The sequence below is a fragment of the Streptomyces sp. NPDC014656 genome (assembly GCF_043084305.1).
Taxonomy (GTDB): domain Bacteria; phylum Actinomycetota; class Actinomycetes; order Streptomycetales; family Streptomycetaceae; genus Streptomyces.
On sequence record NZ_JBIBZN010000002.1, the window covers coordinates 586,289 to 601,843 of the forward strand.

The following is a 15,555-nucleotide window of genomic DNA, read 5'->3' on the forward strand; positions in this document are numbered from 1 at the left end:
ACCACTGACCGACACGCAGGGACGGAGCGTCCGGTTCCCGCCGGCCCGGGACCCGGGCGCGAAACGGCCCCGGGACGCCGTCCCGGGGCCCGCGGACAGGGCGGCCCGCGCCCTGCCTCACCGGTCAGGCATGCTCGTCGTCTTCCTCGTCCCCATCTTCCCCGTCGAGGTCCCACTCCATGGCGTCGGGGTCGTACTCGATCTCCTCGCTGCTCCAGGCGGCCTGGACGAGCTCGACGCCGGGCAGGTCGCGGACCAGGTCGAAGGGCTCCACGAGGTAGGCGAGGGCCTCGGAGGGGTCCTCCTGGACGGCGGCGCGGGCGTGCTCGCGCTCCTCGGCCGGCATGAACTCGTCGGAGTCGATCCGCCCCTCCGCGGCGGCGGTCAGTTCGGCCGGGCCGTCGATCTCCAGGACGATGTCGACGCGGAGGCGGACGTGGCGGGTGGTGGTCTCGGTCCCGGTGGCGGGGGTTTCGGAGGTGCTCATGGCTGGGAGCGTAGGGTCTGGCCGCCCTCGGCTTTCCCACGACCCGCTGGGTTCACTAGCATCGGCCCACCGCGGGTTTCCCGCGGGGCTTTCGTGAGGGAGAACGAGATCCGCGTGTCCGCCGCCCGACGCCCGCTGCTGACCGCCACCGCGGCGGGGACCCTGTTGTGCGCCCTGTGGTTCGTCCCGTCGGCGAACGCCTTCGACGGTACGGCGACCGGGGCGGCGGTGACGAGCGGGAGCACCGGCCCGGCCGGCCCCGGGAGCGGGGACCGGCTGGCCGAGACCGGGGGGCCCGACACGACCGCGTACGTGCTGGGCGGGACCGGTTTCCTCGGGGTGGGCGCGGGGTTCGTGGCGCTGGCGATGCGGCGGCACGGGCGCGCGTCCTGACCGCTGCGCGGGCGAGGGCACGGAGGAGGGCCGCCCCGTGGGGCGGCCCTTGCGCGCGTACGGTTCCGGTCAGGCCAGCGGGCCGGTGACCGGCTCGACGGCGGCGACCAGGCGGCCCTCGCGGACGAAGGCGTCGGCGGCGGCCAGGTCGGGCGCGAGGAAGCGGTCCGGGCCGGGGCCCTCGACGCCGGCGGCGCGCAGGGCGTCGATGGCGGCCCGCGAGGCGGGGGCGGGGGTGAGGCCCTCGCGCAGCTCGATGCCCCGGGTGGCCGCGTACAGCTCGACGGCGATGATCCGGGCGAGGTTGCCGACGGCGGTGCGCAGCTTGCGGGCGGCGGACCAGCCCATGGAGACGTGGTCCTCCTGCATGGCCGAGGAGGGGATGGAGTCGGCGGAGGCCGGGACGGCGAGCCGCTTCATCTCGCTGACCAGGGCGGCCTGGGTGTACTGGGCGATCATGAGGCCCGAGTCCACGCCGGCGTCGTCGGCGAGGAAGGGCGGCAGGCCGTGGCTGCGGTTCTTGTCGAGGAGCCGGTCGGTGCGGCGCTCGGCGATGGAGCCGAGGTCGGCGGCGGCGATGGCGAGGAAGTCGAGGACGTACGCGACGGGGGCGCCGTGGAAGTTGCCGTTGGAGCGGACCTCGCCGTTGCCCAGGACGACCGGGTTGTCGACGGCGGCGGCGAGCTCGCGCTCGGCGACGAGCAGGGCGTGGGCCATGGTGTCGCGGCCGGCGCCGGCGACCTGCGGGGCGCAGCGGATCGAGTAGGCGTCCTGGACGCGGGGGGCTTCGCCGGCCTGGAAGTGGCCGGTGAGGCCGGAGCCCTTGAGGACGGCCAGCATGTTGGCGGCGGAGGCGGCCTGGCCGGGGTGGGGGCGGATGGCGTGCAGCTCGGGTTCGAGGACCTTCTCGGTGCCGAGGAGGGCTTCGAGGGAGAGCGCGGCGGTGACGTCGGCCGACTTGTAGAGGGTGTCGAGGTCGGCGAGGGCCATGATCAGCATGCCGAGCATGCCGTCGGTGCCGTTGAGGAGGGCGAGGCCCTCCTTCTCGCGCAGGACGACGGGCTCGATGCCGGCGGCGGCGAGCAGCTCGCCGGCGGGCTTCACGGTGCCGTCGGGGCCCTCGGCGTCGCCTTCGCCCATGAGCGCGAGGGCGCAGTGGGAGAGCGGGGCGAGGTCGCCGGAGCAGCCGAGGGAGCCGTACTCGTGGACGACCGGGGTGATGCCGGCGTTGAGGACGTCGGCCATGGTCCGCGCGACCTCGGGGCGGACGCCGGTGTGGCCGGAGGCGACGGTCTTGAGCCGCAGGAACATCAGGGCGCGGACGACCTCGCGCTCGACGCGCGGGCCCATGCCGGCGGCGTGCGAGCGGACGATGTTCCGCTGGAGCTGCGTGCGCAGCTCGTGGTCGATGTGCCGGGTGGCGAGCGCGCCGAACCCGGTGGAGACGCCGTAGACGGGCTCGGGCTTGGCGGCGAGGGCGTCGACGACGGCGCGGGAGGCGGCGAGCGCCTCGACGGCGCCGGCCGACAGCTCGACGCGGGCGCCGTGACGGGCGACGGCGATGACGTCCTGCGGGGTCGTGCCGGACGTGCCGAGAACGACTGTCTGCATATCCATATTCAGCACCCTACGGACTGAAGACCAACCTGTCACTAGGCAATGTGTCACTGGCCCCCACCGGCACGGCCCCTTACGGCCCCTTACCGCTCCGGGGGCGGCTCCACCGCCGGGGCGTCGCGGAAGCGGCGGCGGTCGCGGGCCCCGGACGGGGCGTCGGCGAGGCGGATGACGGTGCCGTCGCGGCCTGCCACCACGGGTTTCGCGGAGCGGGCGGCCTTGGCCTGGTACTGGGCCGCGTCGGCGAGGCGGAAGAGGCGGCGGGCCGACTTCAGGGGGCCGATGGGGTCGCCAGTGGAGGCGACGCCGCAGGCGACGCCCTCGCCGAGCTCCAGCTCCGCCGCGCGGACGCACAGCTCCTCCGCCACGGCGACGACCTCGTCCGCCGTCGGCCCGACGGCCAGCAGGCAGAACTCGTCGCCGCCGAGGCGGGCGGCGAGGGCGCCGGGCAGCCGGGCGCCGCAGCGGGAGAGGACCGAGCCGAAGCGTTCGAGGAGGCGGTCGCCGACGGCGTGGCCGTGGGTGTCGTTGACGCGCTTGAGGCCGTTGAGGTCGCAGACGACGAGGCTGACGACCGAGCCGTCGGCGCGGTAGCGCTCGATGGCCTCGTCGAGGCGGGAGTCGACCGCGCGTCGGTTGGCGAGGCCGGTGAGGGGGTCGGTGAAGGCGAGCTTGCGGACCTCCTCCAGCCGTTCGGCCTGGGCGATGCCGGCCGCGACGACCGCCGCGAGGACGTTCGCGAAGTCGGCGTCCGCGGAGGTGAAAGGTTTCGCCCCCTCGGGGCGGGCCACGTACAGCTCGCCCCAGGCCCGGCCGTGCAGCACGATCGGGGCGACCACGCAGCAGCGCCGGCCGCGCCGCCGCAGGCCCTCCACCCGGCCGGTGACCCGGGACGCGTCCGCCGTCTCGATCCAGGCGTGCGGACCGGCGCCGGTCGCCCACCGCTCGTGGAGGAACTCGGTGATCTCGGGGAACTGGTGCACCGGATACGTCTCCGCGTCCGGGAACTCCTCCTCGCCGGCCGCCCGGTCGCCGGCGTTCACCAGGACCCGCAGCCGCCCGTGGTCCCGCTCCCAGACCGACAGGGCGCCGAAGCCGCCGCCCAGCCCGGCGCACGCCCCGAGCGCCGCGGCCCGCCAGAACTCGCGCGGGGTGTGCGCCGCCGCCATCCCCTGCGCCAGCGCCACCACGGCCCGCAGCCGCACGTCCTCTCCCATTCCTCCAGCTTAGGGAGGTTTGATCCGTTTTCCTCTCCGAGACGTCACGGAAAGTTACATTTCATAGAAAACGGGACGATCCGGTCACTCTCCGGGCCAGGCGGGCTTCCGCTTCTCGTTGAAGGCCGCCACGCCCTCGGCGCGGTCGCCCGAGAAGGCCACCGAGCGCCAGGCCGCGTCCTCGACCTCCAGACCGGCCCGCAGGTCCAGGCCCTGGCCCAGCCGCATCGCCTTCTTCGCGGCGCGCAGCCCGACCGGCGAGTTCGCGGCGATCCGCCCGGCCAGCTCCAGGGCGGCCGTGCGGGCGTCCTCCGCGACCACGTCCACCAGGCCCAGCTCCCGGGCCTCGGCGGCCTCCACCCGGCGCGCCGTGAAGACCAGCTCGGCGGCGCGCGCGGCGCCCACCCGGCGCGGCAGCAGCTGCGTGCCGCCGCCGCCCGGGATGACGCCGACGGAGACCTCGGGCAGGCCGACGACGGTCGTGGCGTCGGCGACGATCAGGTCGCAGGCGAGCGCCAGCTCGTAGCCGCCGCCGAGGGCGAAGCCGTGCACGGCCGCCACGGTCGGCATCGGCAGCTCCAGGACGCCGGTGTAGGCCGCGCGGGCGGTGGGCCGCTGGCGGACCAGCTCGGCGTCGGTGAAGGAGTTGCGCTCCTTGAGGTCGGCGCCGACGCAGAAGGCCCGGTCGTTCGAGGAGGCCAGGACGGTGACCCGGACCTCCCGGTCGGCGGCGAGCGCGGCGCAGGCCTCGCCGATGGAGCGGGCCATCTCGGAGGAGACCGCGTTCATCGCCTTGGGCCGGTCGAGGACGAACTCGGCGACGTGCCCCTCCTTGCGGACCAGCACGTACTCGCCAAAACGCTGCTCGGACATCTCCCAGACCCTCCCGGTTAACGACGGTTCACATGGTTCACCGGGAGGGATCTTAGGTGGGACGGCGGTTCAGGAGCCAGGGCTCCACGACGCCGAGCCCGCGGACCGACCGCTGCCACATCGGCTGGAGGGCGAAGCGGTACGTCTCCGGGGTCCGGCCCTCCTTCTCGGCGCGGGCGGCCTCCTCCGCCGCCGCGGCCTCGGAGACGGGGACCTCGCCGGTGCGGGTCAGCTCCTCGGCGAAGGCGCTGTCCACCAGGACGGCGTCCTTCGGGGCTATCGAGGTGAGCCGGCTGGCGAGGTTCACGGTGGTGCCGAAGACGTCGCCCATCCGGGTCGTCACGGTGCCGAAGGCGATGCCGACCCGCAGCGCCGGCATGGTCTCGTCCTGGCTGAGGGTCTCGATCAGCCGGAGCGCGATCTCGGCGGCGATGCCGGCGTCGTCCGCCGCGTACAGCACCTCGTCGCCGAGGGTCTTGATCAGCCGGCCGCCGTGCGCGGCGACCAGGTCGGCGCAGGTGGTCTCGAAGGCCTCGACCAGCTCGCCGAGCTCCTCCTCCTCCAGACGGCGGGTGAGGCGGGTGAAGCCGACGAGGTCGGCGAAGCCGACGGCGAGCCGACGGTCGACCATCTCCTCGTCGTCGGCGGCCTGCACGACCCGGCCGGTGGCGGCGGCGAGCTGCCGCCGCCACACGTAGATCAGGAACTCCTCCAGCTCGGGCAGGAGCAGCTCGACCAGGGGGTAGGTGACCTCGGTGCGGGTCATGCCGGGCTCGGGCGGCTCGGTCAGGCCCTCCAGGAAGGAATCGATCTGCCATTCGGCCAGTCGGGCGGTGGTCTGCCCGGTGGAGCGGGCCACCTGCACCGCCATCGGCTCGCTGAGCAGCCCCGCCTCGACGAGGCCGGCGAGGCGCCGCAGGGCGAGCACGTCGGCCTCGGTGAGCGCCTTGGCCTGTCCGATGTCGGCGAAGCCCATGGCCCGCCAGAAGCGGGAGGCCAGCTCCATGGAGACGCCCGCCGTGCGGGCGGCCTGGAACGGGGTGTAGCGGCGGTCGGCGCCGAGGATGAGCTGTTCGAGGCGGATGGCGAGCGGGTCGTCGGTCGGCTCGACCGTGTGGTCGACGGCGTGGTGGGGGGTGGGGTACGCCGAGGTCTCGGCGGCTTCGGCCGCCCCGGACGGCTCGGGCGGCTCGGACCGGCCTTCGTCCGCGTTCGCGTCGTCGACGGTCACCGGCCGCCTCCTGCCCGTTCCCTGCCGCTGCCCACTGTCCTGCCGATCTGTTCGCCTGGATCGCGCTCCACGATACGACAGGTGTGGGCTGGCTCACGCCGGAACGGTCCGGGGTGCTCAGCCGGTCGCGCGCAGGTGGACGATGTCGCCCGCGCCGACCGCCTCCGTCCCGCCGCCCTCGGTGGCCACCACCAGGCGTCCGTCGCCGTCCAGGGAGACCGCCTCGCCCTCCAGCATCCGCTCGCCCGGCAGGTCGGCGCGGACCCGGCGGCCGAGGGTGGCGCAGCCGGCCGCGTAGGCCGCCAGGACGCCGGAGGCCTCGGGGTCGCCGTCGGCCCGGACCCAGGCGCCGTACCAGTCGGCGAGGGAGCGCAGGACGGCCCGCAGCAGGGTGTCGCGGTCGGTGGAGACGGCGCCGGCCAGCAGGAGGGAGCCGGCCCCGGGGACGGGCAGCTCGTCGGCGCGCAGCGAGACGTTGACGCCGAGTCCGACGACGACGCCGTCCTCGCCGGCCCGCTCGGCGAGGATCCCGCCGGCCTTCCGCTCCTCGCCGTCCACGGTGACCAGGAGGTCGTTGGGCCACTTGAGGGAGACGTCGGTGCCGGCCGCCTTCACCAGGCCGGTGGCGGCGGCCACCCCGGTGAGCAGCGGCAGCCAGCCGAGCCGGTGCGCGGGCACGTCGGGCTTGAGCAGGACGGAGAGGAAGAGGCCGGAGCGCGCGGGGGCGCTCCAGGTGCGGTCGAGCCGGCCGCGCCCCGAGGTCTGCTCCTCGGCGACGAGCACGGCCCCTTCGGGCAGTTCGGCCGCCCGGGCGGCCAGGTCGGAGTTGGTCGACCCGGTGCTCGTCACCACGTCGAGCGAGCTCCACAGCCCGTCCGGGAGGAGGAGGGCCTGACGCAGCACACGGGCGTTGAGCGGGGGTCGTTCGAGGTCGGACCACGGTCCGCCGGAGGCGTTGGGGGACGTCATGCAAGCCAGAGTAGGTGTGGCAAAGACCGCAGTGCCGAACCGTATCGGCGTCGATACGCTACGGGTCAGTAGGCCAGCAGTAGCCCATTCGCAGTCAACGAACCCCCCGTGACCAGGCAGGGAGCCGCATCCCGATGTCCGAGCCGGCAGAGCAGTACGAGATCGACATTCACACGACCGCGGGCAAGATCGCGGACCTCAGGCGCCGTATCGACGAGGCCACGCACGCCGGCTCTGAGCGCGCGGTGGAGAAGCAGCACGCGAAGGGGAAGCTGACCGCGCGCGAGCGGATCGCCCTGCTGCTCGACGAGGGCTCCTTCGTGGAGCTGGACGAGCTGGCGCGCCACCGCTCGACCAACTTCGGCCTGGAGAAGAACCGGCCGTACGGCGACGGCGTCGTCACCGGCTACGGCACGGTGGACGGGCGTCCGGTGGCCGTGTTCTCGCAGGACTTCACGGTCTTCGGCGGGGCGCTCGGCGAGACGTACGGCCAGAAGATCATCAAGGTGATGGACTTCGCGCTGAAGACCGGCTGCCCGGTCGTCGGCATCAACGACTCCGGCGGCGCCCGCATCCAGGAGGGCGTGAGCGCGCTCGGGATGTACGGCGAGATCTTCCGCCGCAACACCCACGCGTCGGGCGTGATCCCGCAGATCTCGCTGGTCGTGGGCCCGTGCGCGGGCGGCGCGGTGTACTCCCCCGCGATCACGGACTTCACCGTGATGGTGGACCAGACCTCGCACATGTTCATCACGGGTCCGGACGTCATCAAGACGGTGACCGGCGAGGACGTGGGCTTCGAGGAGCTGGGCGGCGCCCGGACGCACAACTCGACGTCGGGCGTGGCGCACCACATGGCGGGTGACGAGAAGGACGCCATCGAGTACGTGAAGCAGCTGCTCTCGTACCTGCCGTCGAACAACCTCTCGGAGGCGCCGGCCTTCCCGGAGACGGCGCAGACCGAGGTGTCGGGCGAGGACCTGGAGCTCGACGCGCTGATCCCGGACTCGGCGAACCAGCCGTACGACATGCACAAGGTGATCGAGCACGTCGTGGACGACGGCGAGTTCCTGGAGACCCAGGCGCTCTTCGCGCCGAACATCCTGACCGGCTTCGGCCGGGTGGAGGGCTTCCCGGTCGGCATCGTCGCCAACCAGCCGATGCAGTTCGCCGGCTGCCTGGACATCGACGCCTCCGAGAAGGCCGCGCGCTTCGTCCGCACCTGCGACGCCTTCAACGTCCCGGTGCTGACCTTCGTGGACGTGCCGGGCTTCCTGCCGGGCGTGGACCAGGAGTACGGCGGCATCATCCGGCGTGGCGCGAAGCTGATCTACGCGTACGCCGAGGCGACCGTCCCGCTGATCACGGTCATCACCCGCAAGGCCTTCGGCGGCGCCTACGACGTCATGGGCTCCAAGCACCTGGGCGCCGACCTGAACCTGGCGTGGCCGACGGCGCAGATCGCCGTCATGGGCGCGCAGGGCGCCGTCAACATCCTGCACCGGCGCACGATCGCCGAGGCGGAGGCGAACGGCGGGACCGCCGAAGAGGTCGAGGCGGTGCGGGCGCGGCTGATCCAGGAGTACGAGGACACCCTGCTCAACCCGTACATCGCGGCCGAGCGCGGTTACGTCGACGGGGTGATCCTGCCGTCGGAGACCCGGGTACAGGTCGTGAAGGGTCTGCGTCAGCTGCGCACCAAGCGGGAATCCCTGCCTCCGAAGAAGCACGGCAACATCCCGCTCTAACCCTCGGGAGGGACAGCACGATGATCAAGGTCGTACGAGGCAACCCGACGCCCGAGGAGCTGGCCGCCGCACTGGCGGTGGTCCAGGCCCGGGCCGCGGCCATGGCGGCGGCGTCCGCCGCGGGCGGCGGCCCGGCGGTACCGGAGGGCTGGTCGGATCCGTCGCGGATCGCGCGTTCGGTGCGTCCGCGGCCGGGCCCGCGGGCCTGGGCGCGGTCCTACTGGCCGGTCTGACCGGTGTGACGTGAGCGAAGGCCGGACCCCGTGTGCGGGGGGTCCGGCCTTCGTCGTGCGCACTCAGCGCCGCCGCAGGAGGAGCGCCGGGACCAGGACGGCCACCAGGACGAGGGCGGCGTTGACGACGACGGCGCGGGCGATGCCGCCGGGGAGCGTGGCGGCCGTGACGACGACGGCGCTCATCACCGGGGTGCCGAGGGTGATGCCGACCTGCTGGGTCATGGTGGCGATGCCGGTGGCCATGCCCTGCTCGCTGTCGGGCAGGCCGGAGGTGGCGGTGACCATGAAGCCGACGATGGCGAGCATGTTGCCGACGCCGCCGGCGAAGGTGGCCGCGAGCAGCAGTCCGTACGTGCTCCGCTCGTCGCCGATGCCGAGGAGGGCGAGGGTGGCGGCGGCCTGGAGGGCCCCGCCGGCGAGCAGCGCGGTCCGGGGCGAGAAGCGGCCGAGGAAGCGGGGGGCGAGCAGGCCGCCGAGGACGGTGCCGGCGCCGAGGACGCCGAAGGAGAGGCCGGCGGCGAGCGGGGAGAAGCCGAGGACGTCCTGGAGGTGCAGGGTCATCAGGAAGACCAGAGAGGTCTCGGTGGCGAAGGCGGCGAGCCCGGCGAGGTTGCCCCAGACGACGGTGCGGCGGCGCAGGACCCGGAGGGGGACGAGGGGGGCGGCGGAGCGGCGCTCGACGAAGGGGAAGGCGGTGAGCAGGGCGGCGGCCGCGGCGAGGGGGAGGAGGGTGCCGGGGGCGGTCCAGCCGTGCTCGCCGGCGGCGGTGAGGCCGAGGACGAGGGCGAGCAGGCCGCCGGTGACGGTGACCGCGCCGGGCACGTCGAGGCGGGGCCGTTCGGCGGGGCGGCTCTCCTTCAGGACGGCGGGGGCGACGAGGAGGACGGCGAGCGCGACCGGCACGTTGACGAAGAAGGCCCAGCGCCAGGAGAGCAGGTCGGTGAGGACGCCGCCGAGGACGGCTCCGGTGGTGAACCCGGCGGACATCAGGGCGCCGTTGAGGCCGAGGGCCTTGTCGCGGAGCGGGCCCTCGGGGAAGGCGGAGGTGAGCAGGGAGAGTCCGGCGGGGGTGACGGCGGCGGTGGCGAGGCCCTGGGCGACGCGGGCGGCCATGAGGAGTTCGGGGGTGGTGGCGAGGCCGCCGGCGAGGGAGGCGGCGCCGAGGACGGCCATGCCCGCGAGGAAGACGCGGCGGCGGCCGAGGAGGTCGGCGAGGCGCCCGAAGAGGAGGGTGAAGCCGGCGGCGGAGAGGGCGAAGGCGGTGGCGATCCACTGGAGGCCGCCGAGGGAGAAGCCGAGTCCTTCGCCGATGACCGGCAGGGCGACGTTCAGGATCGAGAAGTCGACGGCCAGCATGAACTGGGCGACGAGGAGGACGACGAGGACGAGCCGCATCCGTCCGTCCATGCGGACGCCCGCGGCCGGGGCGGGGCGTGCTTCGAGCGCGACCATGACGGGACCCCTTAATGGGAGACTGGTTCCGTTAAGATGAGCGAGACGCTAGCAGACTGCGATGCCTTAACGGAACAGGAGACCCATTTGAACGAGAGCAGCGGGACCCACGGGGACAGTGGCGCGAGCGAGAACGGCGGCGCGGGCGGGAGCAGGGGGACGCCCGAGGGCGGCGCAACCCCGGACCCCTCGGCCGCGCCCGGCAGCCGGCGGCCCGGAGGCCGTACCGCGAAGGTGCGCCGGGCGGTCCTCGACGCCACCCAGGAGGCCCTCGCCACCGGCGGCTTCCCCACCCTGAACATGGATCAGATCGCGGCCGCCGCCGGCGTCGGCAAGACCACCGTCTACCGCCGCTGGGGCTCCCCCGTCGGCCTGGTCACGGACCTCCTGCACGACATGGCCGAGCAGTCCCAGCGCGCCGCCGACACCGGCAGCCTCGCCGGCGACCTGCGGGCCAACGCCGCCCTCGTGCGGGAGACCCTCACCGACCCGCGGATGGGCGCCGTCTTCCGGGCCGTCCTCGCCGCCGCCGCCTGCGACGCGGAGTGCGCCCGGGCCCTGAGCGGCTTCTACCGCACCCGGCTCGACGAATGGGCGCCGGTCGCGCGGCGGGCGGTGGCCCGCGGCGAACTGCCCCCCGGCACCGACCCGGTGGAGCTGCTGCGGGCCGTCTCCGCGCCGCTCTACTACCGCTTCTCCGTCACGCACGAGGAGCTGGCGCCCGCCGACGCCGAGCGGGCCGTCACGGCCGCCCTGGCCGCCGCCGCGGCGGGCGCGTACGCCTCCTGAGCGGGTTTCCGGGAGCGCTTGAGTATCCGTACTCAGGCGCCCCGGCCGCCCCGCACCGCACCATCGGGAACATGCTGTGGTCCGACCCCGAGAACAAGCCGCCGAAGTTCCTGCGCGAGACGCAGGAGATGCTGCGCCGGTCGGGCGTGCTCCTGGCGCTGGCCATGGTCGTCCTGATGCTCGTGATGGGCTCGCGCTGAGTACGCTGCCCCCATGACTGCTGATCACCCGGGCGGCACGCCCCGCCGCCTCGTCCTCGCCTCCGCCTCCCCGGCCCGGCTCGGCCTGCTCCGCCAGGCCGGCCTCGCGCCCGAGGTGATCGTCAGCGGGGTGGACGAGGACAAGGTCCACGCCCCGACCCCGGCCGAGCTGGCGCTGTCACTGGCGGAGGCCAAGGCGGCGCACGTGGCGGCCCGCCCCGAGGCGAGCGGCGCGCTGGTGATCGGCTGCGACTCGGTCCTGGAGCTGGACGGGAAGGCGCTGGGCAAGCCCGCCGACGCCGCCGAGGCCACCGCCCGCTGGCAGCAGATGCGGGGCCGCGTCGGCATCCTCCAGACCGGTCACTGCGTGTACGACACGGCGGCCAAGCGGTACGAGTCGGCGACGGCCTCGACGGTGGTGCGCTTCGGCGAGCCGACGGACGCGGAGATCGCGGCGTACGTGGCGAGCGGCGAACCGCTGCACGTGGCGGGCGCCTTCACGCTGGACGGCCGGTCCGCGCCGTTCATCGAGGGCATCGACGGCGACCCGGGCAACGTGATCGGCCTGTCGCTGCCGCTGCTGCGCCGGCTCCTCGCCAAGCTCGGCGTGGGCATCACCGAGCTCTGGACCCCCTGACCCGGCCGAGTCCGCGTCAGGCCCCGGCGGGCTCCGGCGCCTTGGCGGGCGCCGGGGCCGCGGGCTCCTTCCCGTACGCCACCAGGGTGAGCACGACGAGGGCGACGACGGTCATGAGGACGGCGAAGGCGGTCCAGCCGACCAGGGCGGCGGCGACCGCGCCGAGGAGGCCGTGGACGACCGCGCAGCCGATCAGCAGGCCCCGGCCGAGGCGGCCGGGGCGGCGGTCGCGGACGCCCGCGACGAGGGCGGCGAGGGCGCAGAGGAGGAGGGCGGCGCCGGAGGCGATGCCCAGGGCCCAGGTGCCGGTGACCATGTGGCCGGGGTCGAGTCCGTCGAGGGACATCGACTGGACCTCGACGAACTTCGCCATCACCGCGTTGAGTCCCACGACGGCGGGAGCCTCCACCAGGAGCACGGCGGCCGTGACGAACGCGATCGGTCTGCGGGCCACCTCGGCCACCCCCTGGATCCGGCTGTTACCGACAGTACGGTCGACAGCGCGAAGGCTACTGGCCGGTAAACGTCCGGACAAGGGTTCGCGCGCCACGGCCGAAGGGCGATGTTCCGGCAAAGAATCATTGCGCCATTCGTAGGGACTCCACAAAGAAACCCGAATGGCGACTGGCTCCACGAACAGAGACCTGCGCCACACCTCGGAGCTACTGTGCCGTAAAGGAACCCTGCGTACCGTGGTGCGACAAGGGATTTCCCGACCCGAGCGAGCCTCGATCGACACTCCGTGTGGGCAAGCTCACCATTGGGGAACGGGTCGAGGGGCCGTGTCGGCAGTCCCTAAACTCAGCTTGATTTCAAGGAGGGAGCCATCGTGCGCAAGGTGCTCATCGCCAACCGTGGCGAAATCGCTGTTCGTGTCGCCCGTGCCTGCCGGGATGCCGGGATCGCCAGCGTAGCCGTCTACGCGGACCCGGACCGGGACGCTCTGCACGTCCGCGCGGCCGACGAGGCGTTCGCCCTGGGCGGTGACACCCCGGCCACCAGCTACCTGGACATGGCCAAGGTGCTCCAGGCCGCGAAGGACGCCGACGCGGACGCGATCCACCCCGGCTACGGCTTCCTCTCCGAGAACGCGGAGTTCGCCCAGGCCGTGATCGACGCCGGTCTCACCTGGATCGGCCCGCCGCCGCAGGCGATCCGCGACCTCGGCGACAAGGTGGCCGCCCGTCACATCGCCCAGCGCGCCGGCGCCCCGCTCGTCGCGGGCACCCCGGACCCGGTCTCGGGCGCGGACGAGGTCGTCGCCTTCGCCGAGGAGCACGGCCTGCCGATCGCCATCAAGGCGGCCTTCGGCGGCGGCGGCCGCGGCCTCAAGGTCGCCCGCACCCTCGAAGAGGTGCCGGAGCTCTACGACTCCGCCGTCCGCGAGGCCGTCGCCGCCTTCGGCCGCGGCGAGTGCTTCGTCGAGCGCTACCTGGACAAGCCGCGCCACGTCGAGACCCAGTGCCTCGCCGACCAGCACGGCAACGTGGTCGTCGTCTCGACCCGTGACTGCTCGCTCCAGCGCCGTCACCAGAAGCTCGTCGAGGAGGCGCCCGCGCCGTTCCTGACGGACGAGCAGAACGCCAAGCTGTACGCGGCGTCGAAGGCGATCCTGAAGGAGGCCGGCTACGTCGGCGCCGGCACGGTCGAGTTCCTCGTCGGCATGGACGGCACGATCTCCTTCCTGGAGGTCAACACCCGCCTCCAGGTCGAGCACCCGGTCACCGAGGAGGTCACCGGCATCGACCTGGTCCGCGAGATGTTCCGGATCGCCGACGGCGAGGAGCTCGGTTACGGCGACCCGGCCATGCGCGGTCACTCCTTCGAGTTCCGCATCAACGGCGAGGACCCGGGGCGCAACTTCCTCCCGGCCCCCGGCACGGTCACCCTCTTCCAGCCGCCGACCGGTCCGGGCGTCCGCCTGGACGCGGGCGTCGAGTCCGGCTCGGTCATCGGCCCGGCCTGGGACTCGCTGCTCGCGAAGCTGATCGTCACGGGCGCCACCCGTGAGCAGGCGCTCCAGCGCGCCGCCCGCGCGCTCGCCGAGTTCAAGGTCGAGGGCATGGCCACGGCCATCCCGTTCCACCAGGCCGTCGTGGTCGACCCCGACTTCACCGCCGACCCGTTCCGCGTCCACACCCGGTGGATCGAGACGGAGTTCGTCAACGAGATCAAGCCCTTCGCCCCGGCGGGTGCCGACGCGGACGAGGACGAGGCCGGCCGCGAGACCATCGTGGTCGAGGTCGGCGGCAAGCGCCTGGAGGTCTCCCTCCCGTCGAGCCTGGGCATGACCCTGGCGCGCACGGGTCTGGCCGCCGGCGCCAAGCCGAAGCGCCGTGCCGCGAAGAAGTCCGGCCCGACCGCCTCGGGCGACACCCTCGCCTCGCCCATGCAGGGCACGATCGTGAAGGTCGCGGTCGAGGAGGGCCAGGAGGTCAAGGAGGGCGATCTGATCGTCGTCCTGGAGGCCATGAAGATGGAGCAGCCCCTCAACGCCCACAAGTCCGGCACCGTCACCGGTCTGAGCGCCGAGGTCGGCGCGTCGGTCACGTCCGGCGCCGGCATCTGCGAGATCAAGGCCTGACGGCCTGACCGCTCGCGTGGAAGGGCCCGCAGGCAGCCGCCTGGGGGCCCTTCGCCGTATCCGGCGGAAGGGGCGGCGGCTCACTGCGTCGGGGTCGTGCGGGGCGGAGCAGGGGCCGTACGGGGCCGGCACCGGGGCCGTGCGCGTCGTACGGGTCGGAGCCGGGTCGTACGGGTCGGGGCGCGGGCTCAGCGGCGGCGGAGGTCCGCCACGCGGGCCGTGCGCTCCAGGGGTTCGGCGCCGAGGCCACCGGGGCCGGGGCCGCGGAACTGTCCGCCGGGCATCCTGCCGCCGCGCTGCACGGGCAGCGGCATGTCACGGCGGCCCCGGACGCCCGGGGGCAGCTGCTCGGCGGCGGGGGCGCCGCCCTGCCCGGTGCCGGCCACGGCGATCTGCACGCCCTGGTCGGCGAGGGCCTGGAGCTCGGTGGCGGCCCGCTCGTCGTGCGGCGGGGGCTCGTCGGTGACCAGGCGGGTGATCACGTCCGTCGGCACCGTCTGGAACATGGTGTCGGTGCCGAGCTTGGTGTGGTCGGCGAGGACCACGACCTCGGCGGCCGCCTGCACCAGTGCCCGGTCGACGCTCGCGGAGAGCATGTTGGACGTGGAGAGGCCGCGCTCGGCGGTGAGTCCGCTGCCGGAGAGGAAGGCGCGGGAGACGCGCAGCCCCTGGAGCGACTGCTCGGCACCGCTGCCCACCAGGGCGTAGTTGGAGCCGCGCAGGGTGCCGCCGGTCATGACGACCTCCACCCGGTTGGCGTGCGCCAGGGCCTGGGCGACGAGCAGGGAGTTGGTGACCACGGTGAGGCCGGGCACCCGGGCGAGCCGGCGGGCCAGCTCCTGGGTGGTGGTCCCGGCGCCGACGACGATGGCCTCGCCCTCTTCGACGAGGCTCGCGGCGACGTCCGCGATGGCCGTCTTCTCCGCGGTCGCGAGATGGGATTTCTGCGGGAAGCCGGATTCTCGCGTGAATCCGCCTGGCAACACCGCACCGCCGTGCCGGCGGTCGAGGAGTCCTTCTGCCTCCAGGGCCCGTACGTCACGGCGCACGGTCACTTCGGAGGTCTGGACGACGCGGGCGAGCTCGCGGAGCGACACGGCCCCATTGGCTCGCACCATTTCG

16 protein-coding genes are annotated in these 15,555 nt (G+C 73.7%); 7 read left to right on the forward strand and 9 right to left on the reverse strand.

Translation table 11 applies throughout. The features are described from left to right. Window positions 1-124: 124 nt before the first annotated feature. A complete protein-coding gene (locus ACF1ED_RS06525; protein WP_391757255.1) occupies window positions 125-487 on the reverse strand; it encodes a hypothetical protein in 363 nt (120 codons plus the stop codon). A gap of 114 nt (window positions 488-601) precedes the next feature. On the opposite strand from ACF1ED_RS06525, the gene ACF1ED_RS06530 reads away from it, so the two are divergent. After that, the gene (locus ACF1ED_RS06530; RefSeq protein ID WP_391757256.1) at window positions 602-880 is read left to right on the forward strand and encodes a hypothetical protein; all 279 of its coding nucleotides are present in this window, start codon (window positions 602-604) and stop codon (window positions 878-880) included. A gap of 69 nt (window positions 881-949) precedes the next feature. On the opposite strand, the gene hutH is transcribed toward ACF1ED_RS06530, so the two are convergent. The 5 genes from hutH to ACF1ED_RS06555 form a co-directional block, all read right to left on the reverse strand. Beyond that, complete coding sequence (hutH, locus tag ACF1ED_RS06535) at window positions 950-2,491, reverse strand: histidine ammonia-lyase (protein WP_391757257.1); 1,542 nt, start codon at window positions 2,489-2,491, stop codon at window positions 950-952. An 89-nt stretch (window positions 2,492-2,580) separates the two neighbouring features. After that, window positions 2,581-3,714, reverse strand: coding sequence for a diguanylate cyclase domain-containing protein (locus ACF1ED_RS06540; protein WP_391757258.1), 1,134 nt, complete (start codon window positions 3,712-3,714; stop codon window positions 2,581-2,583). A gap of 84 nt (window positions 3,715-3,798) precedes the next feature. Next, window positions 3,799-4,587, reverse strand: a complete 789-nt coding sequence (locus ACF1ED_RS06545; protein ID WP_391757259.1) for an enoyl-CoA hydratase/isomerase family protein — start codon at window positions 4,585-4,587, stop codon at window positions 3,799-3,801. A gap of 52 nt (window positions 4,588-4,639) precedes the next feature. Further along, window positions 4,640-5,818: an adenylate/guanylate cyclase domain-containing protein gene (locus ACF1ED_RS06550; protein ID WP_391757260.1), complete on the reverse strand. Its 1,179-nt coding sequence runs from the start codon at window positions 5,816-5,818 to the stop codon at window positions 4,640-4,642. A gap of 117 nt (window positions 5,819-5,935) precedes the next feature. Continuing rightward, complete coding sequence (locus tag ACF1ED_RS06555) at window positions 5,936-6,787, reverse strand: biotin--[acetyl-CoA-carboxylase] ligase (RefSeq protein WP_391757261.1); 852 nt, start codon at window positions 6,785-6,787, stop codon at window positions 5,936-5,938. A gap of 134 nt (window positions 6,788-6,921) precedes the next feature. Between ACF1ED_RS06555 and ACF1ED_RS06560 the strand changes: the two genes are divergently transcribed. After that, entirely contained in the window at window positions 6,922-8,535 is a 1,614-nt protein-coding gene (locus ACF1ED_RS06560; RefSeq protein WP_391757262.1) for an acyl-CoA carboxylase subunit beta, read from the forward strand. Between the two features lie 20 nt (window positions 8,536-8,555). Next, window positions 8,556-8,768, forward strand: coding sequence for an acyl-CoA carboxylase epsilon subunit (locus ACF1ED_RS06565; RefSeq protein ID WP_391757263.1), 213 nt, complete (start codon window positions 8,556-8,558; stop codon window positions 8,766-8,768). A gap of 63 nt (window positions 8,769-8,831) precedes the next feature. Here the strand turns inward: ACF1ED_RS06565 and ACF1ED_RS06570 are convergent, their stop codons facing one another. After that, window positions 8,832-10,223, reverse strand: a complete 1,392-nt coding sequence (locus ACF1ED_RS06570; protein ID WP_391757264.1) for an MFS transporter — start codon at window positions 10,221-10,223, stop codon at window positions 8,832-8,834. Window positions 10,224-10,457: 234 nt separating this feature from the next. Here ACF1ED_RS06570 and ACF1ED_RS06575 point away from each other — a divergent pair, with 234 nt between their 5' ends. The 3 genes from ACF1ED_RS06575 (at window position 10,458) to ACF1ED_RS06585 (ending at window position 11,849) form a co-directional block, all read left to right on the forward strand. Then, complete coding sequence (locus ACF1ED_RS06575; RefSeq protein ID WP_391757527.1) at window positions 10,458-11,012, forward strand: TetR/AcrR family transcriptional regulator; 555 nt, start codon at window positions 10,458-10,460, stop codon at window positions 11,010-11,012. A 71-nt stretch (window positions 11,013-11,083) separates the two neighbouring features. Beyond that, a complete protein-coding gene (gene mmpB, locus ACF1ED_RS06580; protein ID WP_391757265.1) occupies window positions 11,084-11,212 on the forward strand; it encodes a morphogenic membrane protein MmpB in 129 nt (42 codons plus the stop codon). Between the two features lie 13 nt (window positions 11,213-11,225). Continuing rightward, window positions 11,226-11,849 (forward strand): Maf family protein, encoded by a 624-nt coding sequence (locus tag ACF1ED_RS06585; RefSeq protein WP_391757266.1) that lies wholly within the window; start codon window positions 11,226-11,228, stop codon window positions 11,847-11,849. 16 nt (window positions 11,850-11,865) lie between these two features. Here ACF1ED_RS06585 and ACF1ED_RS06590 read toward each other — a convergent pair whose 3' ends face one another. After that, window positions 11,866-12,303 carry a hypothetical protein gene (locus ACF1ED_RS06590; RefSeq protein WP_391757267.1) on the reverse strand — a complete coding sequence of 146 codons (438 nt, stop codon included), beginning with the start codon at window positions 12,301-12,303 and terminating at the stop codon, window positions 11,866-11,868. Window positions 12,304-12,678: 375 nt separating this feature from the next. Here ACF1ED_RS06590 and ACF1ED_RS06595 point away from each other — a divergent pair, with 375 nt between their 5' ends. Next, window positions 12,679-14,433 (forward strand): acetyl/propionyl/methylcrotonyl-CoA carboxylase subunit alpha, encoded by a 1,755-nt coding sequence (locus ACF1ED_RS06595; RefSeq protein WP_391757268.1) that lies wholly within the window; start codon window positions 12,679-12,681, stop codon window positions 14,431-14,433. Between the two features lie 188 nt (window positions 14,434-14,621). Here ACF1ED_RS06595 and ACF1ED_RS06600 read toward each other — a convergent pair whose 3' ends face one another. Continuing rightward, entirely contained in the window at window positions 14,622-15,551 is a 930-nt protein-coding gene (locus ACF1ED_RS06600) for a DeoR/GlpR family DNA-binding transcription regulator (protein ID WP_242484027.1), read from the reverse strand. Between the last annotated feature and the right edge of the window lie 4 nt (window positions 15,552-15,555).